The organism is Microbacterium sp. MRS-1 (genome assembly GCF_000585455.1).
GTDB classification, from domain to species: Bacteria; Actinomycetota; Actinomycetes; order Actinomycetales; family Microbacteriaceae; genus Microbacterium; species Microbacterium laevaniformans.
On the sequence record NZ_JAUF01000010.1, the window covers coordinates 94226 to 118633 of the forward strand.

Annotated in this window: 20 protein-coding genes; 14 read left to right on the forward strand and 6 right to left on the reverse strand. The window is 68.9% G+C overall.

The genetic code is table 11. The features are described 5' to 3' along the window. Nucleotides 1–66: 66 nt before the first annotated feature. Nucleotides 67–651, reverse strand: a complete 585-nt coding sequence (locus tag AS96_RS02625) for a peptidoglycan DD-metalloendopeptidase family protein (RefSeq protein ID WP_231477062.1) — start codon at nucleotides 649–651, stop codon at nucleotides 67–69. 287 nt (nucleotides 652–938) lie between these two features. Between AS96_RS02625 and rpsB the strand changes: the two genes are divergently transcribed. The 9 genes from rpsB to AS96_RS02670 all read left to right on the forward strand — a co-directional run bounded on the left by rpsB (nucleotide 939) and on the right by AS96_RS02670 (nucleotide 7524). Further along, nucleotides 939–1808: a 30S ribosomal protein S2 gene (rpsB, locus tag AS96_RS02630; protein WP_005050249.1), complete on the forward strand. Its 870-nt coding sequence runs from the start codon at nucleotides 939–941 to the stop codon at nucleotides 1806–1808. Nucleotides 1809–1897: 89 nt separating this feature from the next. Continuing rightward, nucleotides 1898–2725 carry a translation elongation factor Ts gene (gene tsf / locus AS96_RS02635; RefSeq protein WP_005050250.1) on the forward strand — a complete coding sequence of 276 codons (828 nt, stop codon included), beginning with the start codon at nucleotides 1898–1900 and terminating at the stop codon, nucleotides 2723–2725. Between the two features lie 90 nt (nucleotides 2726–2815). Then, complete coding sequence (pyrH, locus tag AS96_RS02640) at nucleotides 2816–3535, forward strand: UMP kinase (RefSeq protein ID WP_005050252.1); 720 nt, start codon at nucleotides 2816–2818, stop codon at nucleotides 3533–3535. 57 nt (nucleotides 3536–3592) lie between these two features. After that, a complete protein-coding gene (gene frr, locus AS96_RS02645) occupies nucleotides 3593–4147 on the forward strand; it encodes a ribosome recycling factor (RefSeq protein WP_005050254.1) in 555 nt (184 codons plus the stop codon). 4 nt (nucleotides 4148–4151) lie between these two features. After that, on the forward strand, nucleotides 4152–5174 hold the full coding sequence (locus AS96_RS02650) for a phosphatidate cytidylyltransferase (protein ID WP_036285350.1): 1023 nt from the start codon (nucleotides 4152–4154) through the stop codon (nucleotides 5172–5174). Further along, on the forward strand, nucleotides 5171–5737 hold the full coding sequence (locus AS96_RS02655; RefSeq protein ID WP_005050256.1) for a DivIVA domain-containing protein: 567 nt from the start codon (nucleotides 5171–5173) through the stop codon (nucleotides 5735–5737). Before AS96_RS02650 ends, AS96_RS02655 begins: the two co-directional genes overlap by 4 nt. Nucleotides 5738–5920: 183 nt before the next feature. Then, a complete protein-coding gene (locus AS96_RS02660) occupies nucleotides 5921–6523 on the forward strand; it encodes a hypothetical protein (RefSeq protein WP_005050257.1) in 603 nt (200 codons plus the stop codon). 4 nt (nucleotides 6524–6527) lie between these two features. Continuing rightward, nucleotides 6528–6809, forward strand: coding sequence for a hypothetical protein (locus AS96_RS15595; protein ID WP_005050258.1), 282 nt, complete (start codon nucleotides 6528–6530; stop codon nucleotides 6807–6809). Between the two features lies 1 nt (nucleotide 6810). Beyond that, nucleotides 6811–7524, forward strand: coding sequence for an alpha/beta hydrolase (locus tag AS96_RS02670; protein WP_005050260.1), 714 nt, complete (start codon nucleotides 6811–6813; stop codon nucleotides 7522–7524). Between the two features lie 3 nt (nucleotides 7525–7527). Here AS96_RS02670 and AS96_RS02675 read toward each other — a convergent pair whose 3' ends face one another. Then, on the reverse strand, nucleotides 7528–8607 hold the full coding sequence (locus AS96_RS02675; protein ID WP_036283736.1) for an AI-2E family transporter: 1080 nt from the start codon (nucleotides 8605–8607) through the stop codon (nucleotides 7528–7530). Nucleotides 8608–8774: 167 nt separating this feature from the next. On the opposite strand from AS96_RS02675, the gene AS96_RS02680 reads away from it, so the two are divergent. Both AS96_RS02680 and AS96_RS02685 read left to right on the forward strand, forming a co-directional pair. Beyond that, nucleotides 8775–10532: a hypothetical protein gene (locus AS96_RS02680; protein WP_016465047.1), complete on the forward strand. Its 1758-nt coding sequence runs from the start codon at nucleotides 8775–8777 to the stop codon at nucleotides 10530–10532. Beyond that, complete coding sequence (locus AS96_RS02685; RefSeq protein ID WP_016465048.1) at nucleotides 10533–11462, forward strand: tetratricopeptide repeat protein; 930 nt, start codon at nucleotides 10533–10535, stop codon at nucleotides 11460–11462. It abuts the gene before it with no gap. 31 nt (nucleotides 11463–11493) lie between these two features. Here the strand turns inward: AS96_RS02685 and glgB are convergent, their stop codons facing one another. From glgB to glgX, 3 genes are all read right to left on the reverse strand, one after another. Beyond that, nucleotides 11494–13632: a 1,4-alpha-glucan branching protein GlgB gene (gene glgB / locus AS96_RS02690; protein ID WP_036285354.1), complete on the reverse strand. Its 2139-nt coding sequence runs from the start codon at nucleotides 13630–13632 to the stop codon at nucleotides 11494–11496. Further along, on the reverse strand, nucleotides 13629–15596 hold the full coding sequence (locus tag AS96_RS02695; RefSeq protein ID WP_036285357.1) for an alpha-1,4-glucan--maltose-1-phosphate maltosyltransferase: 1968 nt from the start codon (nucleotides 15594–15596) through the stop codon (nucleotides 13629–13631). Before AS96_RS02695 ends, glgB begins: the two co-directional genes overlap by 4 nt. Nucleotides 15597–15784: 188 nt before the next feature. Then, a complete protein-coding gene (gene glgX / locus AS96_RS02700; protein WP_036285359.1) occupies nucleotides 15785–17884 on the reverse strand; it encodes a glycogen debranching protein GlgX in 2100 nt (699 codons plus the stop codon). A gap of 54 nt (nucleotides 17885–17938) precedes the next feature. Here glgX and AS96_RS02705 point away from each other — a divergent pair, with 54 nt between their 5' ends. From AS96_RS02705 to ligA, 3 genes are all read left to right on the forward strand, one after another. Then, nucleotides 17939–19147, forward strand: coding sequence for a cysteine desulfurase family protein (locus AS96_RS02705; RefSeq protein ID WP_036285362.1), 1209 nt, complete (start codon nucleotides 17939–17941; stop codon nucleotides 19145–19147). Nucleotides 19148–19156: 9 nt separating this feature from the next. Continuing rightward, on the forward strand, nucleotides 19157–20254 hold the full coding sequence (mnmA, locus tag AS96_RS02710) for a tRNA 2-thiouridine(34) synthase MnmA (protein ID WP_081767956.1): 1098 nt from the start codon (nucleotides 19157–19159) through the stop codon (nucleotides 20252–20254). Between the two features lie 94 nt (nucleotides 20255–20348). Then, on the forward strand, nucleotides 20349–22676 hold the full coding sequence (gene ligA, locus AS96_RS02715; RefSeq protein WP_036285364.1) for an NAD-dependent DNA ligase LigA: 2328 nt from the start codon (nucleotides 20349–20351) through the stop codon (nucleotides 22674–22676). Nucleotides 22677–22681: 5 nt separating this feature from the next. On the opposite strand, the gene AS96_RS02720 is transcribed toward ligA, so the two are convergent. After that, nucleotides 22682–24400 carry a long-chain-fatty-acid--CoA ligase gene (locus tag AS96_RS02720; RefSeq protein ID WP_051498728.1) on the reverse strand — a complete coding sequence of 573 codons (1719 nt, stop codon included), beginning with the start codon at nucleotides 24398–24400 and terminating at the stop codon, nucleotides 22682–22684. Nucleotides 24401–24408 lie beyond the last annotated feature (8 nt).

Below are 24408 nucleotides of genomic sequence, written 5' to 3' on the forward strand. Positions count from 1 at the left end.
CGCCGTCATCGCGGCGTCTGTGCTCACCGGCTGTCCAGATGAGGCCGCCAGCGTCGCCGGCCACACCTATCCCGGCTGTTGAGCGGGCTCGCAGCACGGAAGCAGTACGGCCCGCGGCACCTCGCCCAACAGCCGCAGCGGATTGAGATAGACGTCGTCTCTCCGCGCTCCCAGGTGGATCTCGCCGGGCGTCGTGTGACCGCCCGTCGCCACGGTGCCCACCTGTTCACCCCGTTGCACACTCGTCCCCACCGGCACGGTCGCGCGGACGGGCTCCATCGTCGAGACCAGCCCACCGCCGTGGTCGATCGTGATGAGCGGTCGATCGACGACGACGCCGGCGAAGGCGACGACGCCGTCGTCGGGAGCCCGTACGTCCGCATCGACCGCGCTGGCCAGATCGATGCCCCGGTGTCCGGGGCCGTACGCATGGGCGGGCGCTCGGTAGGCGACCGTGATGCGCGGCGGCGAGACCGGCCACGACCACCGCGCAGACCCCGCGTCGGCGGACGCCCTCGCCGGCCGCAGCTCATGCCCGTCCACCCCGGCGGCACCGGATGCACTGAAGGCGACGGCGACGGTCAGCGCCAGCACCGCGCCTGCTGTCCGGATGACGCGTTTCACCATGCGACGGCGTCGATTTGCATTCATCGCTCCACCCTCGCGGCCGGCTCCCACCGACGGCGGCCGCGACGGGCATCTGTGGGCGGCCGACGTCAGCGAGCGTCGGGGGAGGAGGCGCTGCGGCTGATACACTGGCTGAGCACCCCGCTGGTCGGGGTGACTCCGCGTGCCCACAGCGGCCCCGTCCCCGGACGGATTCCGCGGCATCCACACCTCGAGGTCTCACCGCGACAGCGGTGAGCGGGTGTGCGCCGGGCACCAGGCGCTCGGGCCGATCGGCCCACGCGATCAACCCAAAGAGAAGGAGAACGGCCATGGCCGTCGTCACCATTCGCCAGCTGCTCGACAGCGGCGTCCACTTCGGACACCAGACCCGCCGGTGGAACCCGAAGGTCAAGCGTTTCATCCTGACGGAGCGCTCCGGCATCCACATCATCGACCTGCAGCAGTCGCTGGGGTACATCGACAAGGCGTACGAGTACGTCCGGGAGACGGTCGCGCACGGCGGCACCATCCTGTTCGTCGGCACCAAGAAGCAGGCGCAGGAAGTCATCGCCGAGCAGGCGACGCGCGTCGGCCAGCCGTACGTCAACCAGCGCTGGCTCGGTGGCCTCCTGACCAACTTCTCGACGGTCAGCAAGCGCCTCGCCCGCATGAAGGAGCTCGAGGAGCTCAACTTCGAGAACCCCGCCGACAGCGGCTTCACGAAGAAGGAGCTCCTGCTGAAGAAGCGCGAGCTCGACAAGCTGCACAAGTCGCTCGGCGGTATCCGCAACCTCACCAAGACGCCCTCGGCGATCTGGATCGTCGACGCCAAGCGCGAGCACCTCGCCGTCAGCGAGGCACAGAAGCTCGGCATCCCCGTGATCGGCATCCTCGACACGAACGCCGACCCCGACGAGTTCCAGTTCCCGATCCCGGGCAACGACGACGCGATCCGCTCGGTGGGCCTGCTCACGCGCATCATCGCCGACGCCGCCGCGGAGGGCCTCATCCAGCGTCACCAGCCGACCGACGAGTCCGCCGACGCCGAGCCCCTCGCCGACTGGGAGCGCGAGCTGCTCGAGACGCCCGTCGTCACCGACGTCGCCGAGGTCGAGACCATCGCCACCGAGTCGACCGCCGATGTCGCGGGCGCCGAAGCCAAGGCCGAGGGCGACGCCGCAGCGACCGCTTCCGAGTAAGACCACTTCGCCGGTGCGGAGCCGCGCCTGACGGGCGGCTTCGCACCGGCATCCCACGAGAACTCACGACACGCAAGGAGCCACCACCCATGGCAAACTTCACCATCGCCGACATCAAGGCCCTGCGCGAGCAGCTCGGCACGGGCATGGTCGACACCAAGAAGGCGCTCGAGGAGGCCGACGGCGACCTCGAGAAGGCCGTCGAGATCCTCCGCCTCAAGGGCGCGAAGGGCAACGCGAAGCGTGCCGACCGCTCCACCAGCGAGGGCCTCGTCGCCGCCGCCCTCAACGACGGCAAGGTCACCATCCTCGAGCTGAACACCGAGACCGACTTCGTCGCCAAGAACGAGCGCTTCATCGCTCTCGCCGACCAGGTGCTCGCGGCGGCCGCCGCCGTCAGCGCCGACTCCGTCGAGGCCGCGCTGGCCGCGGATGCCGAGGGCAAGACGGTCGCCGAGCTCATCTCAGACGAGGCCGCGATCATCGGTGAGAAGGTCGAGCTGCGTCGCGTGCGCACGATCGCGGGTGACAAGTTCGAGATCTACCTGCACAAGACGAGCAAGGACCTTCCGCCGCAGGTGGGCGTCGTGCTCGCCTACACCGGTGACGACGCCGAGACCGCGCGCTCGATCGCGCAGCACATCTCGTTCGCCAACCCGACCTACCTCTCGCGCGAGGACGTCCCGGCCGAAGAGGTCGAGAAGGAGCGCGAGATCGTCACGGAGATCTCCCGCAACGAGGGCAAGCCGGAGGCGGCGCTGCCGAAGATCGTCGAAGGCCGCGTGAACGCGTTCTTCAAGCAGGTCGCTCTGCTGGATCAGGACTACGCGAAGGACAACAAGCTGTCCGTCGCCAAGGTCGCCGGCGACGCTGGCATCACGATCACCGACTTCGCCCGCTTCAAGGTCGGCGCGTAAGTCGCGTCAAGGGGTCCGCATTCACCGAATGCGGACCCCTTTTCCATGCCCCGCCTTCGATAGTCTGCATCTCGACGAGAGGAACCCCCCGTGACCGATGAGAACACCGGACGCCGTCGCGTCCTCCTGAAGCTGTCCGGGGAGGCCTTCGGAGGAGGCCAGCTCGGTGTCAACCCCGACGTCGTCGGTCAGATCGCACGCGAGATCGCCGCCGCGGTCGACCGGGTGGAGATCGCCATCGTGGTGGGCGGTGGCAACTTCTTCCGCGGAGCGGAACTGAGCCAGCGCGGCATGGACCGCGGGCGCGCCGACTACATGGGCATGCTCGGCACCGTGATGAACGCGCTCGCGCTGCAGGACTTCCTCGAGCAGGCCGGCGCCGCCACACGTGTGCAGTCGGCCATCTCGATGACCCAGGTCGCCGAGCCCTACATCCCGCGTCGCGCTGAGCGGCACATGGAGAAGGGCCGCGTCGTCATCTTCGGCGCCGGCGCCGGTTTGCCCTACTTCTCGACCGACACGGTCGCCGCGCAGCGCGCTCTCGAGATCGGCGCGGACGAGGTACTGGTCGCCAAGAACGGCGTCGACGGCGTCTACACGGCTGACCCCAAGACGAACCCGGATGCCGTGCGGATCGACACCATCACGTATCGCGACGCCCTCCAGCGGGGCCTGAAGGTCGTGGACTCCACGGCGTTCAGCCTGTGCATGGACAACGGCATCGACATGCGTGTCTTCGGCATGGAACCCGCGGGCAACGTCACGCGCGCGCTGCTCGGCGAATCCATCGGCACGCTCGTCACCGCCTGAGCCGCTGAGCGCTGCGCACTAGACTTTTCCCTGACGTACCGAACGAATGGAGTGACCGTGATCGCCGAGATCCTGGCCGACACGTCCGCCCGCATGGACCGCGCCGTGGAGGCTGCGAAGGATGACTTCGCGACCGTGCGCACGGGTCGTGCAAACCCCCAGCTCTTCCAGAAGATCCTGGTCGACTACTACGGTTCCCCAACCCCGCTCGCCCAGCTGGCATCCCTGAACACGCCGGAAGCGCGCACGCTGGTCGTCACGCCCTATGACAAGTCCGCTCTCAAAGCGATCGAGCAGGCGATCCGCGACATGCCGAACCTGGGCGCGAACCCGTCCAACGACGGCAACATCGTGCGTGTCTCGATGCCGGAACTGACGGCCGAGCGTCGCAAGGAGTACGTCAAGCTCGTTCGCACCAAGGGGGAAGACGCCAAGGTGCACCTCCGCGGCATCCGCCGCAAGGCCAAGGACGAGCTGGACGCGCTGAAGAGCGAGGTCGGCGAAGACGATCTCGTGCGGGCCGAGAAGGAGCTCGACGCCGTCACGCGCAGCCACGTCGACGAGATCGACGAGGCGCTCAAGCGCAAAGAAGCCGAGCTTCTCGAGGTCTGAGGACGTGCCGACCACCGACTCGCCGGGAGATGCCGGGCTCGGAGGCGTTCCGGACCCGGAGGGGGATCGCGCGCGCTCCGCAAGCTCGGCGAGCTTCCAGGCTCACGTGCGCGCCGCGCGCACCGAGATCGAGCACCAGATGGACCGAGCTCGCGCCGACTTCGAGGAAGTCACCGACCGCATCAATGCGCGCACCGGTCGCAATCTTCTGATGGCGATCCTCATCGGGCTGGCGGTCGGAGCCGTGGTGCTGGGCTCGTTGCTGTTCATCAAGTGGCTCTTCCTCGTGTTCGCGGTGCCGGTGTGTCTGCTCGGCGTGTTCGAGTTCAGCCGGGCGCTGCAGACCGCCGGCCGGCGCGTCGATGTGTGGCCGCAGATCGTCGCCGGCGCGGTCATCATGCTGTCCGCTTTCTTCGCGGGTCACCTGACGCATTGGGCGCTGACCTTCGGGGCGGTGACCGCGGTGATCGTGTGGCGGCTGCTCGCGCAGATGGTCGCTCGCGACGGGCGTCGATACGGCGAGGTCCTCGGCGATGTGCTGATCGCCGGCTTCCTCCCGCTGTACGTCCCGTTCCTGGCGAGTCTCGCGCTGGTCCTGCTGCGCCAGGACCAGGGCGAGTACTGGGTACTCGGCATGCTGATCGCCGTGGTCGCGACGGACACCGGAGCCTACGCGTCCGGGCTCGCCTTCGGCTCCCACCCGATGGCGCCGCGGATCAGCCCGAAGAAGACATGGGAGGGGTTCGCCGGGGGAGCCCTGGCGACTCTCATCGCCTCCGTGCTGTGGGCACTGTTCGTCCTCGGGATCCCCTGGTGGGCCGGCGTGATCTTCGGGTTGCTCATCTTGGGGTGTGCGACCGTCGGCGACCTCGGCGAGTCGATGATCAAGCGCGATCTGGGCATCAAGGACATGAGTTCATGGCTGCCGGGCCACGGGGGCGTGCTTGATCGGCTGGACTCGATCCTGCCCTCGGCTGCGGCCGCTCTCGCTCTCTATTTCCTCTTCTCTCCCCTGGTGGTCTCATGAACGACGCCCCCGCGACGAGCGCGCCGCCGTTCCCGCTGACGTCCGGCCGCACCCGCGGCTATCGTCCCGATGCCGTCGACGATTTCCTGGCCCGCGCCCGCGCGGCCTTCGAGTCGGGGCAGTCGACAGAGATCGATGCGGCCGCCGTCCGCACGGCCGCGTTTCCGCTCGTGCGGCGCGGATATCAGGTGGTCGCGGTCGATGCGGCTCTCAGCCGCATCGAAGACGCGTTCGCCGCCCGCGAACGCGAGCAGGCACTGTCTCGTCGCGGCGCACGAGCATGGGTGGGACAGTCGCGCAAGCTGGCCCAGGAGGTGCTGGATCGCCTCACCCGCCCCAAGGGCCGTCGCTTCCGCCGCGTCGGAATGCTGCGCTTCGGCTACCGGGTCGACGAGGTCGATCTGGTCGCCGACAAGATCGCACGCTTCCTCGAGAGCGGCGAACCGGTGACCGTCGACCAGGTGCGTTCGGTCGCTTTCCGGATGCAGCGACGGGGCTACAGCGAGGCGCAGGTGGACGCTGTCCTGGACGCCACCGTAGAGGTCATGCTCGCCGTCGTCTGATCAGGACAGCCTGGCGGGCTCGGAGCAGCGCGCTAGAATCGGAGGACTGTGACTGCCGACGCCGAACTGACGCCCTCCCGCGTCGATGTTCCCGAGACGCGCGCCGCACGGAGAAATCAGGTTTCCCCGCGACGCGTGCGTCCGTCTGCCCCCACGGCGAAGTGGTCGCGACGGCGCGGAGTCATGAGCGGATTCGCCGTGCTCGCCGTTCTCGGATTCGGTGCCGCGTATATCGGACCCATGACGGCGACGAGCCCGCGTGCCCAGGCCGCCGAGGTCGCCCCCATCTCTCTCTACGCGTCGACGATCGCCAACGCACAGGCGTACCTCGCGGCATCCGACCAGACAGCCGGTCTCGGCCGCGACTCAGTCGTGTACAGCGTGTACGTCACGCCCAAGCCCACGCCGACGCCCACGCCGTCGGCAGCGAAGGGATCGTCGACGTCGAGCTCGTCGTGGTCGCCCCCGTTCGTCGCACCCGACCCGGGCACGGCACAGTCCATCGCGTACGCGATGGTTCAGCAGCGCGGCTGGGGCGACGACGAGTTCGCCTGCCTGGTCGCCCTGTGGAACAAGGAGTCCGGATGGCGAGTGGGCGCCTACAACGCGGGAAGCGGCGCCTACGGCATCCCGCAGGCGCTTCCGGGAAGCAAGATGGCGTCGGCGGGCGCAGACTGGGAGACCAATCCTGCAACGCAGATCGCCTGGGGCCTCGGCTACATCGGGGGACGTTACAGCAGCCCGTGCGGGGCGTGGTCGCACTCACAGTCCACGGGGTGGTATTGAGCACATGCCGCGCGCGAACCGACGGCAGCCCTCACCAGCCGACGATTCGTTCGATCGGCTGTTGAGCGGCTGGAAGCGTACCGAGTCCCGGCGCGGCGCCGAGTGGACCGTGCAACCGGTCAGTGCCGTCCAGGCGCAGAAGACCTACGTCTGCCCGGGGTGCGGCCGATCTATAGCGCCGCGCACGGCTCACGTCGTGGTGTGGCGCGCGGACGGCGTCCTGGGCGACGCCGCGGATCTGGCCGCGCGGCGGCACTGGCACACGGCCTGTTGGAAGGTGGCATGAGATGGAGATTCGCGGACCGGTACTTCTGCCCGCGCGGCGCGAGGAGATCGAGCTCGAAACGCTCGACGGGCTGACTCTCGTCGGAGAGCTGGCGCTGCCCGCGCACCGCGACCCGGTCGCCACGCTCGTGACACTGCATCCGCTGCCCACAGCCGGCGGGTTCATGGATTCGCACATCCTGAGGAAAGCCGCCGGACGCCTGCCGGCCCTCGCCGACCTCGCCGTCCTGCGATTCAACACGCGGGGCACGACGTCGCCCCGCGGCACGAGCGAGGGTGCCTTCGACGGCGGACGCGCCGAGGAGTTCGACGTTGCCGCGGCGCTCGCTTTCGTCGAGGCGCGGGCTCTGCCGCATCCCTGGCTCGTGGGATGGTCTTTCGGTACCGAACTGGCTCTGAAGTACGGGCGGGATCACGCGATCGACGGCGTCATCCTGCTCTCCCCGCCGTTGCATCGCGCCACCGCGGCGGACGTCGCCGCGTGGCGGGGAGAGACCAGGCAGGTGGTGGCTCTCATCCCCGAGTTCGACGACTACCTCCGCCCCGCCGAAGCTCACGACCGTTTCGCCCCCATCGACCATGCGCGGGTCATCGCCGTCGACGGCGGCAAGCATCTGTGGGTGGGGGAGACGCAGACGCGCCGCGTTCTCACGGAGATCGTCGCGGCCGTCAACCCCGACGCGCTGCCCCTCGCCACCGAATGGGACGAGCAGTAGGACTCATCGCTCGTTCTGACGAGGAATGATCACCTGACGGTAGATGATCAGGATGCTCGCGGCAACGGGAATCGCGATGAGCGCGCCCAGGAGTCCGAGCAGGGCGCCTCCGGCCAGCGCTGCGATCACCACGACGGCGCCGGGCACCGACACCGCGCGGTTCATGATGCGCGGCGAGAGGAGGTAGGCCTCCACCTGCATGTACACCACGTACCAGACGAGCGCCACGATCGCCGTCAGCGGCGAGCTGAGTCCGGGGATGAGGCAGGTGAGCACGATGATCGCCGAACCCGTGAGTGTGCCCACGAGGGGGATCAGCGAGAAGAAGAACGCGATCACCGCCAACACGGCCGGGAACGGGGCCCCGATGATCGAGAGGAAGGCGGCGCTGAGGACACCGTTGATGGCACCGAGCGTGACCTGCCCCATGACGTAGTGACCCACGGATGCGGTGATCTGCTCCGAGAGGTCGACGAAACGTGCCCGCTTCGAGGCGGGCACGAGCTGTGCGACCGACGCCTTCAGCGACGGCGTCGACGCGGTGAAGTAGATCGTGAGGATCAGGATGATGATCGCCCCGGTGATGAGCGAGATGATCGAGGCGCCGATGCCGAGGATCACGTTGCCGGCCGATGTTCCGATCTGCGCGAAGTCCAGGCTGTTGAACCAGTCGGACACGTACTTGAACGCCATGTCGACATCCAGCGCGGGGAAGGTGGCGTGCAGCCACTTCGACAGATCGTCGACGGGGTTCCACGAGCCGTTGACCGCGCTGTCGATGAGTCGCTGCACCTGCGTGATCAGCTGAGCGATCTGCCCCACGAGGACCGGGATGACGATCAGCACGATGCCGGTGAACACCGCCAGCACTGCCGCGAAGGTGATCAGCAGCGCCGCCCACCGCGGCAGGCGACGACGCTCCAGCCAGCTGACGAGAGGATCGAGCCCGAGCGCGAGGAACAGGGCCGTCCCCACGTACAGCAGGATCGTCGACAGCGACTGCACGCTGGTGATGAGCAGGATGCCGACGCCCACGCCGAGCGTGGCGACGAGAGCCGTGCGGAACGGATGCTGCAGCTTCATGGTGATGTCAGAATACGCACCGCGCGGCGCTTTCGCGGGCGACACGGCCGCGGCGGTCGTCGGGGGTATCACGGTCCTCCCGGGCGACGCACAGCAGGATGTCGCTAGGCTGGAACGTCGATTGCGCGCCGCGATCCCGTCTGCGGTGCGCGCGGGAGGTGTCTTACGTGCGTTTCGTCTGGGCTGTGACGGCCTTCGTGCTGGCTGCGGTCATGATCGGCGCCGGTATCGCCCAGCGCACCGTGCTGCAGGGTCCGCGGACCGAGAGCGAGACGATCTCCGTCACCGGCGACGCGCCGTACATCCTGATCGATGGCAGCGTGCTCAACAGCCACGCCGGCTCACAGACCCTCCGTGTCCAGGAGGCGGGCACGATCTTCGCCTCGTACGGGCGCACGGCCGACCTCGAAGCCTGGCTGACGCCGTCCTCGTACACCCACGTGACCGTCGATGGGGGAGCCACCACGACGACGGCCGTCGCGGCGAAGAACCCGCCGGCCGCCGGCAGCGCGCCGATCACCCCCGTCGGCTCGGATCTCTGGCTGGATGAGTTCCAGCAGGATGACGTCCTCATCACCCCCCTGCAGCTTCCGGCGGACATGAGCCTGCTCGTGGCCACCGACGGTGTGAAGCCGGCGCCGAGCAGCCTCACCGTGACCTGGCCGACGGGAGCGACGACCCCGTGGGCGGGTCCTCTCATCGTCCTGGGCAGCATCTTCTTGCTGATCGGCATCATCGTGTACGTCCTCGGCGTGCGGCATGCACGCCGATCGCGCGGCCCGCGCCGCAAGGGTCTGCCGATGCCGGTGACCGAGCCCATCGACGTCGCGGTCGCGGGGGCCGACAAGGGCGTCATCAGCGCCACGCCCTCGCGTCGTCAGTTGACCCGCGGCAAGCGCTCACTCATCGCGGTTCCGGCCGTCGGCGTCGCCGCGTTGCTGTTCACCGGCTGCACTGCCGATGCCTGGCCGCAGTTCGCCGGCACGCCGACGCCCACGGCATCCGAGAGTGTCGTCGTGCCGCAGGATCAGGGACGGCCCGCCGTCACCCAGCAGCAGGCCGAGCGCATCCTCACGCGCGTCTCCGAGCAGGTGGCGAAGGCCGATGCCGCCAAGGATCCCGCGGCGGCTGCGCTGCGGTTGACGGGCTCTGCTCTGGCGGCCCGAGAGACGGACTACAAGCTCCGCGACGTCGCCGGGCACACGGCACTGAGCGCGTTGCCCGACAAGCCTGTCAAGATCATCCTGCCCGAGGCCTACGACGGGTGGCCGCGCACATTCTTCGCGGTCATCGAGACCGGAGACGTCATCCTCAGCGTGACCCAGGAGGACCCCTGGTCGCCTTACAAGGTCACGCGGGAGGCCGAGCTGGTGTCGCAGGCCAGTCTCAATCTCGCGCCCTCGTACGTCGGCGCGATCTCGATCGACCCCGACTCGCCCTTCTTGGCGCTCGCCCCCAACAAGGTGGCCGCGGCCTATGCCGACATCCTCACCAACGGTGACAGCAGCGCGTTCGCGGCGCAGTTCGATTCGACGAACGACCCCTTCCGAAAGCTCGTTGCCGACAACCGCGCCTCCCGGCTGCAGGCGTTCAACCAGACCGGCGCGCAGACGGGGACGCTGACCTACGCGGCATCGGCGGGGCCGGACGAACCCATCTCTCTGGCCACGCTGGATTCGGGCGCGATCGTTGCGGTGACCGTGCACGAGAGCGACACCGTCAAGCCCACCAACACCGACGCGGTGATCAAGCTCGACAACAACGCGATCGTGCAGACCCTCACCGGCGTGAATCAGTCCTCGACGGGCTTCACGACGACCTTCGTCGACCAGCTCTTCTTCTTCGTCCCCTCCCAGAGCTCCAGCAAGCGCATCCAGCTGCTGGGGTACTCGACCTCCATCCTCGACGCGAAAGTAGCCCCCTAAGTGAGCGATCCCACCTCGGGCGCCGTGCTGCGCGGTGCCGTCGACCTGTCGTCCCTGCGCTCTCGCCCGTCGGCACCCGCCGGCTCCGCAACGGCGCCCTCAGCGGGCCCCGGCCCGTCGTTGATCTTCGATGCGACCGACGAGAGCTTCGGTCAGGTGCTCGAGCTGTCGCGGTCCGTGCCGGTCGTGGTGGATCTGTGGGCCGAGTGGTGCGGTCCCTGCACGCAGCTCAGTCCGATCCTCGAGAAGGTCGTCACCGAGCTCGCCGGACGTCTGGTGCTGGCCAAGGTCGACGTGGATGCGAACCCGCAGATCTCCCAGGGCTTCCGCGCCCAGTCGATCCCCATGGTCGTCGCCCTCGTTGCGGGTCAGCCCGTTCCGCTGTTCACCGGCGCGGTGCCGGAGCAGCAGGTACGCGACGTCTTCGCCCAGCTGCTGCAGCTGGCAGCCCAGAACGGCGTCACGGGCACCGTCCCCGTCGACGGCGCCGAGTCGGCTGAACCCGACGAGCCCGCACTGCCCCCGCGACACCAGGAGGCGTTCGATGCGATCGAGGCGGGCGACTACGCGCGCGCCGTTTCGGCGTATGAGGCGGCGCTCGCGGAGAACCCGCGCGACGAGCAGGCTCAGGCCGGTCTCGGCCAGGTGCGCCTCCTGCAGCGCGTGCAGGGGCTGGACCTGCAGCAGGCGAGGGATGCCGCGGCATCCGCGCCCACCGACATCGAGGCCCAGTTCGCCGTCGCCGATCTCGACATCGCCGGCGGTCACATCGACGACGCGTTCGCGCGGCTGCTCGACCTGTTCGCGGCGCTGCCGTCCGATGAGCGCGGCGCCGTCCGCGACCGCCTCATCGAGCTCTTCGGACTCATCGGGAACAGTGACGCGCGCGTCATCCGTGCCCGCGGCCGGCTGACCTCACTGCTGTTCTGACACCGACTCTTCCGGCATCGGACGCCGGCACCTACGCCGGGCGGCCGAGCCAGAGGACGCCGAGCGGGGGCAGAACGAGTGTCGCGCGTCCGTCGTCATCGGCGTGCACCGTGCCGAAGTTCCCCACTCCCGAGCCGCCGTAAGCCTGCGCATCGGAGTTGAGCAGCTCCCGCCACGCTCCGCCCGCCGGCAGGTCCAGGGCGTAGTCGTGAAGGGGAACACCGGAGAAGTTGCAGACCACGACGACGGTGTTGCCGTGGTTGTCGACGCGCGCGAAGGCGATGACGTTCGGGTTCCAGGTGGGAGCACCCAGGCGCCGGAACGCGGAGCCGTCGCTGTCGCGCGCCCACAGCGGTGGGTTCTCACGGTAGACGCGATTGAGCGCGCCGACGAAGTCGAGAAGCTGCCGGTGCGGAGGCTGATCGAGCATCCACCAGTCCAGTCCGCGGCCCTCCGACCATTCGGACAGCTGCCCGAAGTCCTGCCCCATGAACAGCAGCTGCTTACCGGGATGGCCCCACATGTACGCGAGGAAGGCGCGGGTGTTGGCGAGCTTCTGCCAATGGTCTCCCGGCATCCGCGTGAACAGCGTCCCCTTGCCGTGGACGACCTCGTCGTGGCTGATCGGAAGGATGAAGTGCTCGCTGAAGGCGTAGACGAACGAGAACGACAGCTCGCCCTCGTGATGGCCGCGGTACATCGGGTCGCGCTTGATGTACTCGAGCGAGTCGTTCATCCAGCCCATGTTCCACTTGAACCCGAACCCGAGGCCACCGGCGCTGGTGGGCGAGGTGACGCCGGGATAGCTGGTGGACTCCTCCGCAATCATGGCGATGCCGGGGTAGCGCTTGTATGCCGTGGCGTTGACCTCCTGGAGGAACCGGATCGCCTCCAGGTTCTCTCGTCCACCGTAGATGTTCGGCTCCCATTCGCCGGCCTCGCGCGAGTAGTCGAGATAGAGCATCGAGGCCACGGCATCCACCCGCAGACCGTCGACGTGGAACTCCTCCAGCCAGTAGAGGGCGTTGGCCACCAAGAAGTTGCGCACCTCGTTGCGGCCGTAGTCGAAGATGAGCGTGCCCCAGTCCTTGTGCTCGCCGCGGCGGGGATCGGGATGCTCGTACAGGGGGTCGCCGTCGAAACGGGCCAGCGCGAACGCGTCCTTCGGGAAATGGCCCGGAACCCAGTCCATGATGACGCCGAAGCCGGCCTGGTGCAGTCGGTCAATCAGGTGGCGCAGGTCGTCGGGACTGCCGAAACGGCTCGTCGGAGCGTAGTACCCGCTGACCTGATACCCCCACGAGCCACCGAACGGATGCTCGGCCAGGGGCAGGAACTCGACATGGGTGTATCCGGTCTCGGTGAGGTACGCGATCAGCGGCTCCACGACGTCTCGATACCCGAGCCCCGGTCGCCAGGATCCCAGGTGCAACTCGTACGTCGACATCGGCTGCGAAAGCACGTCTCGTCCGGCGCGTGAGGTCATCCACTCCTCATCGCCCCAGCGGTACGCGCTCTCGGTCACGATGGACCCGGTCGCCGGAGGAAGTTCGGCACGCTGTGCCATCGGGTCGGCCTTGAGAATCCACCCGCCGTGGCGTGTGAGGATCTCGTACTTGTAGACCGCGCCGGAAGAGAGCCCGGGCACGAACAACTCCCAGACGCCGCTGGAGCCGAGGCTGCGCAACGCGTGCCCCTGGCCGTCCCACGCGTTGAAGTCGCCGACGACACGCACAGCGCGCGCATTCGGCGCCCAGACAGCGAACGACACGCCGCTGACCGCGTCGTAATGGCGAACGTGGGCACCGAGTGCCTGCCAGAGCTGCTCATGGCGACCCTCGGCGATCAGATGACGATCGACGTCACCCAGGGTCGGAAGATGACGGTACGGATCGTCGACGCGGTAGTCGGCGCCGCCCTCGTAAGTGGCCACCAGTTCGTACGCGCGGGGCTGCGTGGGGCTCTGGCCCTCCCAGATTCCGGCGCGCACGTGCTCGAGCGGGATCTCGGTGCCGTCGTCCGCCACGGCCGTGACCGATGATGCCATCGGCCGGCGTGCGCGGATCACCCACGACCCGTCGGTGCGTCGATGCGGGCCGAGGATGTCGTGCGGGGCGTGGTAGGAGCCGGTCGCGACCGTGTCCAGGACTTGGTCGGAGATGTCGCTCATCGGGTCTCCTTCACGTGCAGGATGTGGACGGGTTCGTCGAACGCGTCCAGACGGACGAAGTTGTCCTGGTTCCAGGTCCACGTCGCGCCCGTCACGAGATCTTCGACGACGTAGTCGGCGCCGCGCGCCACGCCGAACACGGTGGAGTCGATGTGCACCGTGGTCTGGCGAGTCGAATGCGGGTCGACGTTCGCGACGACGATGATCGTGTCGTCGACCCCGTCGACGCTCAGCGCCGCGGGCAGGTGCTTGACGAAGACGAGGATCGCGTCGTCGTCGCTCCAATGGATCGAGATGTCGCGCAGCTGTCGCAGCGCCGGGTGAGCGCGGCGGATCTCGTTGAGGCGCGTCAGGTAGGGAGCGATGGTCAGTCCCTGGGATGCCGCGGCATCCCAGTCGCGCAGCTTGTACTCGTACTTCTCGTTGTCGAGGTTCTCCTCGGACCCGGGCCGGGCCACGTTCTCGATCAGCTCGTAGCCGGCGTACACGCCGTAGGAGGCGCCTGCGGTGGCGGCCAGGGCTGCGCGGATCTTGTAGGCGGGACGGCCGCCGTACTGGAGGTACTCGGTGAGGATGTCGGGCGTGTTGACGAAGAGGTTGGGCCGCATGAAGTCCGCGGTGTCGTGGGAGATCCAGTGGAGGAACTCCTCCAGCTCCGCCTTCGTGTTGCGCCACGTGAAGTACGAGTAACTCTGCTGGAACCCGGCTTGCGCAAGCGCCTGCAGGGGGGCCGGACGGGTGAAGGCTTCGGCCAGGAAGACCACGTCGGGGTGTTCGGCGTTCACCGTGGCGATGAGCCACTCCCAGAACTGCAGCGGCTTGGTGTGCGGGTTGTCCACGCGGAAGATCTTCACGCCCTGCGCGATCCAATGCCGCACGATGCGGAGGACTTCGGCGCGGATACCGGCGGGGTCGTTGTCGAAGTTGATCGGGTAGATGTCCTGATACTTCTTCGGCGGATTCTCCGCGTAGGCGATCGTGCCGTCCGGAAGCGTGGTGAACCACTCCGGATGAGCCGCCACCCACGGATGGTCGGGGGCCGCCTGAAGCGCGAGGTCGAGCGCGACCTCGAGTCCCTCGGCGCGCGCCGCACGCACGAAAGCGCGGAAGTCGGCGAGCGTGCCGAGATCGGGGTGCACGGTGTCGTGGCCGCCGGCGGCCGACCCGATGGCCCAGGGGGAGCCGGGGTCGCTCGGACCCGCGGTCAGCGTGTTGTTGGGTCCCTTGCGGTTGACCTCGCCGATCGGGTGGATCGGCGGCAGGTATAGCACGTCGAAGCCCATCGCGGCGACGGCGGGCAGGCGCTTGATCGCCGTGCGGAAGGTGCCGCTCTTGATCGACCCGTCCTTCAGCCGCTTCGCGCCCTCCGACCGGGGGAAGAACTCGTACCAGGCGCCGACGCCCGCGCGCTCCCGCTCCACCCGCAACTCGAGGTCGGGACCTGTCGTGAGGAGCGACTGAACCGGTCGGGCGCGAAAGGCGGCGCGGATCGCAGGATCGCGCATGACCGCCAACGCCTCGTCGTCGCTCGTACTCTGCTCGCGCAGTGCGCGGGCGGCAGCGTTCAGGGCAGTGCGCTCGGCGGTGGGGCGGTCCTTCTCCCGGGCCGCGTCGGTGAACAGTCTGGCGCCCATCTCGCGCATGAGCGGCGCATCGACGCCGGCCGCGATCTTGAGCTGCGCTGCGTGATCCCACGTCGCGACATCGTCGCCGAAGGCCTCGAAGCGAAACCGCCAGATTCCCTCTTCGAGCGGCGCGATGTCGACGCTCCAGCGATCGAAACCGTCACCGAGCGGAGACAGCCGATGCAGAGACTCCTCTCCCGAGGGGGAGAAGAGCCGCACGTGCACGCCGATCCGGTCGTGCCCCTCGCGGAAGGCGGTGACCACGAACGGAACCGCCTCGCCGGAGAATGCGGACGGTAGAAACAGCGCGTCCGGGACGGACGGGTGCGGCAGCGCCATCGGGATCCGTCCCGCCCGCGTGTCGGTCACGCCGCGCCACGCGGTGACCGGGCGTACCGGAATCGGTGCAGCGCTGCGCAGCGTCGTCGCGCGAGGAGGAACGGAAGAAGCGGAGCGCGTCGTCGAAGCCACGACTCGAACCTACCGCCGAACCCCGAACGGGCACACCATCGGGAGTCCGGGTCGCGTCATTGCATCCGGAACAGATGGAGCGCGGTGCCCGGCAAGGTGAGGACATCGCCCGGGGCGAACACCGGCTCGGTCGTGTCGGGACGATCCGGCACGCTCGACCAGAGCGACACGTAACCGGCCACGCCGTCGATCGTGGGGAGGGTGACGTCCACCGCGCTCTCGGTGCCGTGCACGACCAGCAGGATCCGGTTCGGATCCTCCTCTTCCGGTGTGGATGCCGCGTCGTACTGCAGGGTCCGGTGAACGGGATCGGTCCATCGCTCGACCGACATCGTCTCGCCGTTCTCGTCGTACCAATCAATGACCGATGCGCTGGGCACGACGTGCGCGTCACGCGCGAAACGACGCGGTCGCAGAGCGGGGTTGTCGCGGCGCAACTGGATGAGTCGACGCACGTGAGCCAGCAGGTCGTCCTGCCACGGAGCGTGCTCCCAGTTGAGCCAGGTCAGAGGCGAGTCGTGGCAGTAGGCGTTGTTGTTTCCTCGCTGCGTCCGCCCGAACTCATCGCCCGCGGTCATCATCGGCACACCGGCCGACAACAGCAGCGTTCCCATGAGGTTGCGCATGGCCTTGCGGCGCGTCGCGAGGATCGTGTCGTCGTCGGTGCGCCCTTCGGCACCATGGTTGAAGGAACGGTTCGTGTCGGCGCCGTCGCGGTTCTGCTCGCCGTTGCCGAGGTTGTGTTTGACGTCGTAGGAGACGAGATCACGCAGGGTGAACCCGTCGTGCGCGGTGACGAAGTTGACGCTCGCGAGCGGTCCGCGCTCGGCGCTGAACGTGTTCGACGAGCCGGCGAGCCGGGTGGCGAAACCCCCGATGCCGGCGGGCGACGTCGAGGCGCGGCGGGCGTAGTCGATATCGCTCAGCCAGAAGTTGCGAACGCGGTCGCGGTAGCGGTCGTTCCACTCGGCCCAGCCCGTGCCGAAGTTGCCCGTCTGCCAGCCGCCCATACCGACGTCCCAGGGCTCGGCGATCATCTTCAGGCCCGCGAGCGACGGATCCTCGACGATCGCCCGAAGCAGCGGGTGCTCAGGATCGAACGCGTTGTCGCCACCACGCCCCAGGGTCACCGCCAGGTCGAAGCGGAAACCGTCGATCTGCACGTTGTCGGCCCAGTACCTCAGGGAGTCCAGCACGAGACGCGCGGCGGCGCCCGTCGCCGTGTTGACGGCATTGCCGCACCCGGTGACGTCGATGTAGGCGCCGTCGTCCTGCTGCCGGTAGTAGCCGCGGTTGTCGATACCACGGAAGCTGGATCGCGGTCCGCCCAGACCGAGCTCGGACGTGTGGTTGTACACCACGTCGAGGATGACCTCGATGCCCGCGGCGTGGAGATCGCGAACCATCGTCTTGACCTCGCGCAGCACCGCGTCGGGGCCGGCGGCGACGGCGTCAGCGGTCGCGTAGGGGGCATGCGCGCTGAAGAAGTTGAGGGTGTTGTAGCCCCAGTAGTTCGTCAGCCCCTGATTGAGAAGGCGCGGCTCGGTCTCGAACGCGTGGATCGGCAGGAGTTCGACCGCGGTCACACCCAGCCCGCGCAGGTGCGCGATCATCGCCGGATGCCCGAGTCCCGCGTACGTGCCGTGCAGCGCCGGCGGGATGTCGGGGTGCCGTTTGGTGAGCCCCTTCACGTGGGCTTCGTAGATCACCGTCCGGTCCATCGGCGTCTGCGGACGCGCGATCCCGTTCCAGTCGAACTCGTCGTCGACGACGGTCGCGCGCCACTGGCCGATACGCACCGGCACCAGGCCTCGCGCGTAGGGATCGAGGAGCAGGCTCTCGGGGTTGAAGGTCTGCCCGGGGCCGGCCGGACCCGTGACGCGAAGCGCGTAGCACGCGCCGACGCGCAGGTGCGGCGTCGTCACCTCCCAGACGTCGTCGCCCGCGGGGGTCAGCGGGATGCTCGCGGTGATCCAGTCGAGATCGTCCGCGTCGAAGACGACCAGATCGATCCCAGTCGCGTCCTCCGACCACACACGAAGGGTGCCGCCCTCGGGGCCGAGGGTGACGCCGAGCCGGTCATAGGCAGGCCCGAGGAACGGTGCGGGCGGGGCGGGGTGGGCTTCGACGATACGGGACGGCTTCGGGCTGGCCATGCGCTCTAGAGTAGTGACGCGGTGAGTCCGCGTCGTCACGAGTGCGGGAGCGTCATGTCGATCTATCTCGACCATGCGGCGTCGACGCCCCTGCGCGAGAGCGCCCGCGAGGCATGGCTGGCAGCGGCGACGCTGACGGGCAATGCGTCGTCGGTGCACGGTGCCGGGCAGGCGGCACGACGGCTGCTGGAGCACTCGCGCGAGCGTATCGCCGCGGTGCTGGACTGCGACCCGATCGAGGTCGTGCTCACCTCCGGCGGGACCGAGAGCATCAACCTGGCGCTGAAGGGTCTGTGGTGGGGCAAAGCCGGCGACCGTGAGGCCGTGCTGCTGCCCGACGGAGAGCATCATGCGAGCATCGACACCGTCGACTGGCTGCGCGCGCGGGGCGCGCGCGTGCGCGCCGTCGCGCTCGACCCGGTCGGCCGCATTCCCCTCGACGGATTCCGGACGGCGCTGACCGCCCCCGCTCCCGCGGCGCTGGCGACCGCCCTGGTCGCCAACAACGAGGTCGGAACCGTTCAGGATGCCGCTCAGCTGGCGGCGGCCGCCGCCGCCGCCGACGTTCCGCTTCACCTCGACGCCGTTGCGGCCATGGGCCACCTGCCGGTGTCGTTCTCCGCCTGGCGCGGAGGCGCCGCGCCCGGCGTCGGTCTCGTCGCGCTCAGCGTCTCGGGGCACAAAGTCGGAGCGCCCGTCGGCACGGGCGCCGTCGTCGTGTCGCGTCACGCCCGCATCGCGGCGCTCCTGCACGGCGGCGGTCAGCAACGCGGACTGCGCTCGGGCACGCAGGACATCGCCGGCGCCGCGGCGCTGGCTGTCGCCCTCGAGGATGCCGAGGCCGAACGCGTCGGCGAGCAGAAGCGGCTGGTGGCGCTCGGCGATCGGCTCTGGTCCGGCATCCGCGCCGCGATCCCGACTGCCGAGCTGCTGGGCGATGCTCGAGACCGCCTCGCCGGCAACGTGCACGTCCACCTGCCGGGAGCGGTGGGGGAGACGATGCTGTTCTTGCTCGACCAGGAAGGGATCTCGGTCTCGACCGGCTCAGCGTGCCAAGCCGGTGTCGCGGAGCCCTCGCACGTCGTGCTCGCTCTCGGGCGCGACCAGGACGTGGCACGGTCGGTGCTGCGTCTCACGCTCGGGCGCACCACCGTCACCAGCGATGTCGATGCGCTGCTCGCGGCCCTCCCACGTGCGTACGCCCGGGCGACGAGTGCCGCCCGGCCGCGTCGGCTCGGAGCCGAAGGCATGCAGCCCTCGTAGACTGGACCGATGCGTATCCTGGCAGCCATGAGCGGCGGCGTCGACTCCGCTGTCGCCGCTGCCCGCGCTGTCGACGCCGGTCACGACGTCGTCGGGGTCCACCTCGCGCTCTCGCGTGCAGGGGGGACGCTGCGCACCGGAAGCCGCGGCTGCTGCACGATCGAAGACGCGATGGATGCGCGCCGTGCGGCCGACCGGCTCGGCATCCCCTTCTACGTCTGGGACTTCTCCGAGCGCTTCCGCGACGACGTGATCGACGACTTCATCGCCGAGTACCGCGCGGGCCGCACGCCGAACCCGTGCATGCGCTGCAACGAGAAGATCAAGTTCGCGGCCCTGCTCGAACGCGCGCTCGAGCTCGGCTTCGACGCGGTCTGCACCGGTCACTACGCGATCCTCGTCGACGGGCCTGAGGGACGCGAGCTGCATCGGGCGAGCGACGAGGCGAAAGACCAGTCCTACGTGCTCGGCGTGCTCACCGCGCCCCAGCTCGCGCACACCTACTTCCCGCTCGGATCGACGCCGTCCAAAGCCCTCGTGCGCGCCGAAGCGGCCGAGCGCGGGTTGACGGTCGCCCAGAAGCCGGACAGTCACGACATCTGCTTCATCCCCGACGGCGACACCCGCGGGTGGCTCGCAGAGAAGGTCGGCACCGCGCACGGCGACATCATCGACCGTGACGGCGCGGTTGTGGGAAGCCACGACGGCGCGCACGGGTACACGGTCGGACAGCGTCGCGGTCTGCAGCTGGGCGTTCCCGCGTCCGATGGCAAGCCGCGATTCGTCCTCGAGGTCCGTCCCGTCTCGAACACGGTCGTCGTCGGTCCGAAGGAGGCGCTGGCCACGGCGGAGATCTCAGGCTCTCGCCACAGCTGGGCAGGCCGAGCCCCGGCGGATGCCGAGTTCCCCTGCCACGTGCAGATCCGCGCCCACGCCGACCCCGTGAGGGCGTCGACCGTGGTCCGCGACGGCATCGTCACGGTGCGCCCGGATGCCCCCTTCGACGGCGTCGCGCCGGGTCAGACCGCGGTGCTGTACGACGGCACGCGGGTGATCGGGCAATTCACGGTCGACCGCACGGTCTCGGCCGTCCCCATCGCGGGTTGAGCTCGACCCCCGTCAGCGTGCGACCGCGGGCACCGGGCCACGCGCGGGGCGCAAGGGGCAGGGCGATGTCGGCCGCCCCACCTACACTGGCCGGGTGACGGATGATGAAGTCTCCCTTCCGACGAACCTCGACGACGCCCGCCTCGACGCGGAGCGATTGACCGACCTCATCCTCGGCGCCCGCGACGCGTACTACGGGCGCGACGCCGAGATCGTCGACGACGCGACCTACGACGGGTGGATGCGGCGGCTCGAAGCGGTAGAGCGCGCCTTCCCCGAGGTGCAGGGACAGGATTCGCCGACACAGTCGGTGGGCGCGGCGCAGAGCTCGATGTTCGCGCCCGTCGAACACGCCGAGCGCATGCTCAGCCTCGACAACGTCTTCAGCGCGGACGAGCTGCGAGACTGGTGCACGAAGACATCGGCTGCCGCGGGACGACACGTCCGTTGGCTGCTGGAGCTGAAGATCGACGGCCTGGCCATCAATCTCCGCTACGAGCACGGCGTTCTCGTGTCGGCCGCCACCCGCGGCGACGGCCGGGTGGGCGAGGACGTCACCGTCAATGCGCTCCAGGTCGCGGGTATTCCTGCACGACTCGCGGGTGAAGGGCATCCTCCGATCGTGGAGGTGCGCGGCGAGGTCTACATCCCCGTCGCGGCCTTCGACGAACTCAACGCTCTCCAGGCCCGGTTGCGCGAGCGTGTCATCACGGACGGTCGTGAGCGCGGAGGCGACGAGGAGAAGCTCACCCGAAGCGCCGCCCGCCGATTCCCGGCATTCGCGAACCCGCGAAACGCGGCCAGCGGCGGCCTTCGCCAGCAACTCGACAAGAAAAGCGGCATGGAGCTCGAAGCCGGACGCGCCCGGCTCGCCTCGCTGCGGCTGCTCGTCCATGGGATCGGGGCGTGGCCGGCGCCGCCCGTGTCCTCGCAGAGCGAGGTCTACGCCCTGCTCGCGACGTGGGGGCTGCCGACGAGCACGTCTTTCCGCACCGCGGACGACATCGACGGCGTGGCGGCGTTCGTCGCGTACTACGGCGAGCATCGCCACGACGTCGAGCACGAAATCGACGGCGTCGTGGTCAAGGTCGATGAGCTGGCTTTGCACGGTGAGCTGGGCGCGACCAGTCGTGCCCCGCGATGGGCCATCGCGTACAAGTACCCGCCGGAGCAGGTCAACACGAAGCTGCTGGACATCGTCGTCTCGGTCGGCCGCACCGGCCGGGCGACACCCTTCGCCGTGATGGCTCCCGCCCGCGTCGCGGGCTCGGTCGTCCGGCAGGCGACGCTTCACAACCAGGACGTCGTCGTGTCCAAGGGAGTTCTCATCGGTGACACCGTCGTGCTGCGCAAAGCCGGCGATGTCATTCCCGAGGTGCTCGGTCCCGTGGTCGAGCTGCGCGACGGCACGGAGCGGGCATTCGTCATGCCGACCCGGTGCCCGGAATGCGGCTCGACGCTGGCACCCGCGAAAGACGGCGACATCGACCTGCGCTGCCCCAACACGCGCGCCTGTCCCGCCCAGGTGCGGGGACGCGTCGAGCACATCGGCTCCCGTGGCGCCCTCGACATCGAAGCCCTCGGCGAGGTCACCGCAGCGGCCTTGACGCAGCCGTCGGTTCCCGCCGTGCCCCCGCTGATCACCGAGGCCGGTCTGTTCGACCTCACACTCGAACAGCTCGTCCCGATCGAGGTGATCGTCCGCGACAGCGAAACGGGGGAGGCCAAACTCGATGACGACAGCGGCGAACCGATCACCCGCGCACCCTTCCGTCGCCAGCCCTCATCGGCGGAGAAGAAGGAGGGACTCACAGGTCCCCAGCCGTCGGCCCAGGCGCTCACCCTTCTCGAGGAACTCGAGAAGGCCAAGACGAAGGACCTGTGGCGGTTTCTGGTCGCGTTGAACATCCGCCACGTCGGCCCGGTCGCCGCGCGGGCACTCGCGCAGTGGTTCGGTTCGCTGGACGCGATCCGCGCGGCCGAGCGCGACGCTCTCGCCGACGTCGACGGCGTCGGCGGCATCATCGCGGACTCGCTCCTGGAATGGTTCGCCGTCGACTGGCATCAGGAGATCGTGGAACGCTGGGCGGCGGCGGGCGCGGTCTTGGAGATTCCAGGTCACCCCGGCCCGGGAGCTGCCGTCGCCGCCGGCGGCGTGCTCGAGGGTGTCACGGTCGTTGCGACCGGCACGCTGGAGGGCTACACCCGAGAGGGCGCGCAGGAGGCGATCATTGCCGCTGGCGGGAAAGCAGCCTCTTCCGTGTCGAAGAAGACCGACTTCGTCGCCGCAGGCCCGGGCGCGGGCTCGAAACTCGCCAAGGCGGAGGAACTCGGCATCCGCATCATCGATGCCGCGCAGTTTCGCATCCTCGTCGAGCAGGGGCCCGCCGCGCTCGGGGCACTCGATCCCGACGCGGGCTGATCGGTTCAGTCTCCTCCGGGATGCGTGAGCTCGAGCAAGGACTCACGCACCTGGCGACGCAGCACCTTTCCGATCAGCGACTTCGGCAGCTCGTCGACGATGAAGATCCGGCGGGGCACCTTGTAGGGCGTGAGGATGCTGCGGGCGTAGTCCCGGATGGAGTCCGTGTCGACGTCGGCTCCGGACCCGTCGAGCACCACGGCGGCGACGACCTCTTCGCCCGAATGCTCGCTTGGCAGGCCCACGACAGCGGCATCCACCACGCGCGGGTGCTGCCTCAGTGCGTTCTCGACTTCGGTGGGCGCCACATTGAACCCGCCGGTGATGATGAGCTCCTTGATGCGATCCACGATGCGCACGAACCCCTCGTCGTCGATCTGGACGATGTCGCCGGTACGGAACCACCCGTCCACGAAGACCTCCTCGGTGGCTTCCGGCTTGCCGTAGTAGCCCTGGAAGACCTGCGGGCCCCGCACGATCAGCTCGCCCCGCTCACCGGAGGGCATGTCCACGGTGGGATCGTTCGGATCGACCACGCGACACTCGGTGCCGGGGAGGGGGAGTCCGACCGTTCCCGCCTTGCGATTGTCGGCGACCGGGTTCGCCATGAGAACCGGCGAGCACTCGGACAGCCCGTAGCCCTCGACGAGGTAGCCACCCGTTGCCTGCTCGAACGGCACGACGAGATCATGCGGCAATGCCATCGCTCCGGAGATGGCGACCTCCGTGCCGGCCAAGGAGACGCCTTCGGCGCGCGCCGCGGCGAGCAGTCGATCGGCGATCGGCGGCACCAGCGGCAAGAACGTCGCCGGGTGCTTCTTCGTCACTTCGAGGACCATCGCGGGTTCGAAGCGGGGAAACAGCACCAGACGGGCACCCATCGACATCGCGAAAGTGAGGCACAGGGTCAGCCCGTAGGCGTGGAACATCGGCAGCACCGCGTACACGACGCATCCCTTACCGGGCTGGATCGACGGGACCCACGCTTGAGCCTGCCGGGCGTTGGCCAGGAGGTTGCGGTGGGTGAGCACCGCGCCTTTCGGGGTGCCGGTCGTGCCGCTCGTGTACTGGATGATGGCGACGTCGTCGGTGACCGGACCGGGGAAGGATGCCGCCAGTGCTTCGCTGCGTGCCAGGTGTTCCCAGGGCACGGCTTGCGACACGCGCGTGGTGAGCGCGTCGCGCGACTGACGGGCCTTCGCGACGGGAAGCCGCAGCGCGAGACGCAGCGAGAGCGGCATGGCGGTCGTGATGTCGACGCTGACCAGCGTGGTGACGGCGAGATCGGCGGGGAACGCCTGCACGGTGGCGGCGACCTTGCTCCAGACGATGGCCGTGCGCGCCCCGTGGTCTTCGAACTGCTTGCGCAGCTCCCGTGGAGTGTAGAGCGGATTGTGCTCCACCGCGATGGCGCCGAGGCGCAGAATCGCGTAGAAGGCGATGATGTGCTGGGGACAGTTGGGCAGTACGATCGCGACCGTGTCGCCTTTGCCGACCCCACGCTCTCGGAGACCCGCCGCCACGCGATCGATCGCCTCGACGAGGTCGCGGTACGAGGTCGTGCGACCGAAGAATTGCAGCGCGGGCGCATCCGGGTAGTCACGCGCCGACGCCGTGACGATGTCCAGGAGCGAGCCGGTGACCGGTTCGAGATCATCGGGGACGCCGGCGGCGTAGCTGGCGATCCACGGGCGGGGCGGGTCGTACGGGGCAGCGGCACTCACGCGGGCCA

Coding starts and splice junctions, on each gene's coding strand:
- mnmA (WP_081767956.1), top strand. CDS start 19,157: ATGCGTATCCTGGCAGCCATGAGCGGCGGCGTCGACTCCGCTGTCGCC.
- AS96_RS02705 (WP_036285362.1), top strand. CDS start 17,939: ATGTCGATCTATCTCGACCATGCGGCGTCGACGCCCCTGCGCGAGAGC.
- glgX (WP_036285359.1), bottom strand. CDS start 17,884: ATGGCCAGCCCGAAGCCGTCCCGTATCGTCGAAGCCCACCCCGCCCCG.
- AS96_RS02655 (WP_005050256.1), top strand. CDS start 5,171: ATGAACGACGCCCCCGCGACGAGCGCGCCGCCGTTCCCGCTGACGTCC.
- AS96_RS02625 (WP_231477062.1), bottom strand. CDS start 651: ATGAATGCAAATCGACGCCGTCGCATGGTGAAACGCGTCATCCGGACA.
- AS96_RS15595 (WP_005050258.1), top strand. CDS start 6,528: ATGCCGCGCGCGAACCGACGGCAGCCCTCACCAGCCGACGATTCGTTC.
- tsf (WP_005050250.1), top strand. CDS start 1,898: ATGGCAAACTTCACCATCGCCGACATCAAGGCCCTGCGCGAGCAGCTC.
- AS96_RS02675 (WP_036283736.1), bottom strand. CDS start 8,607: ATGAAGCTGCAGCATCCGTTCCGCACGGCTCTCGTCGCCACGCTCGGC.
- AS96_RS02660 (WP_005050257.1), top strand. CDS start 5,921: ATGAGCGGATTCGCCGTGCTCGCCGTTCTCGGATTCGGTGCCGCGTAT.
- rpsB (WP_005050249.1), top strand. CDS start 939: ATGGCCGTCGTCACCATTCGCCAGCTGCTCGACAGCGGCGTCCACTTC.
- AS96_RS02695 (WP_036285357.1), bottom strand. CDS start 15,596: ATGGCGCTGCCGCACCCGTCCGTCCCGGACGCGCTGTTTCTACCGTCC.
- glgB (WP_036285354.1), bottom strand. CDS start 13,632: ATGAGCGACATCTCCGACCAAGTCCTGGACACGGTCGCGACCGGCTCC.
- AS96_RS02670 (WP_005050260.1), top strand. CDS start 6,811: ATGGAGATTCGCGGACCGGTACTTCTGCCCGCGCGGCGCGAGGAGATC.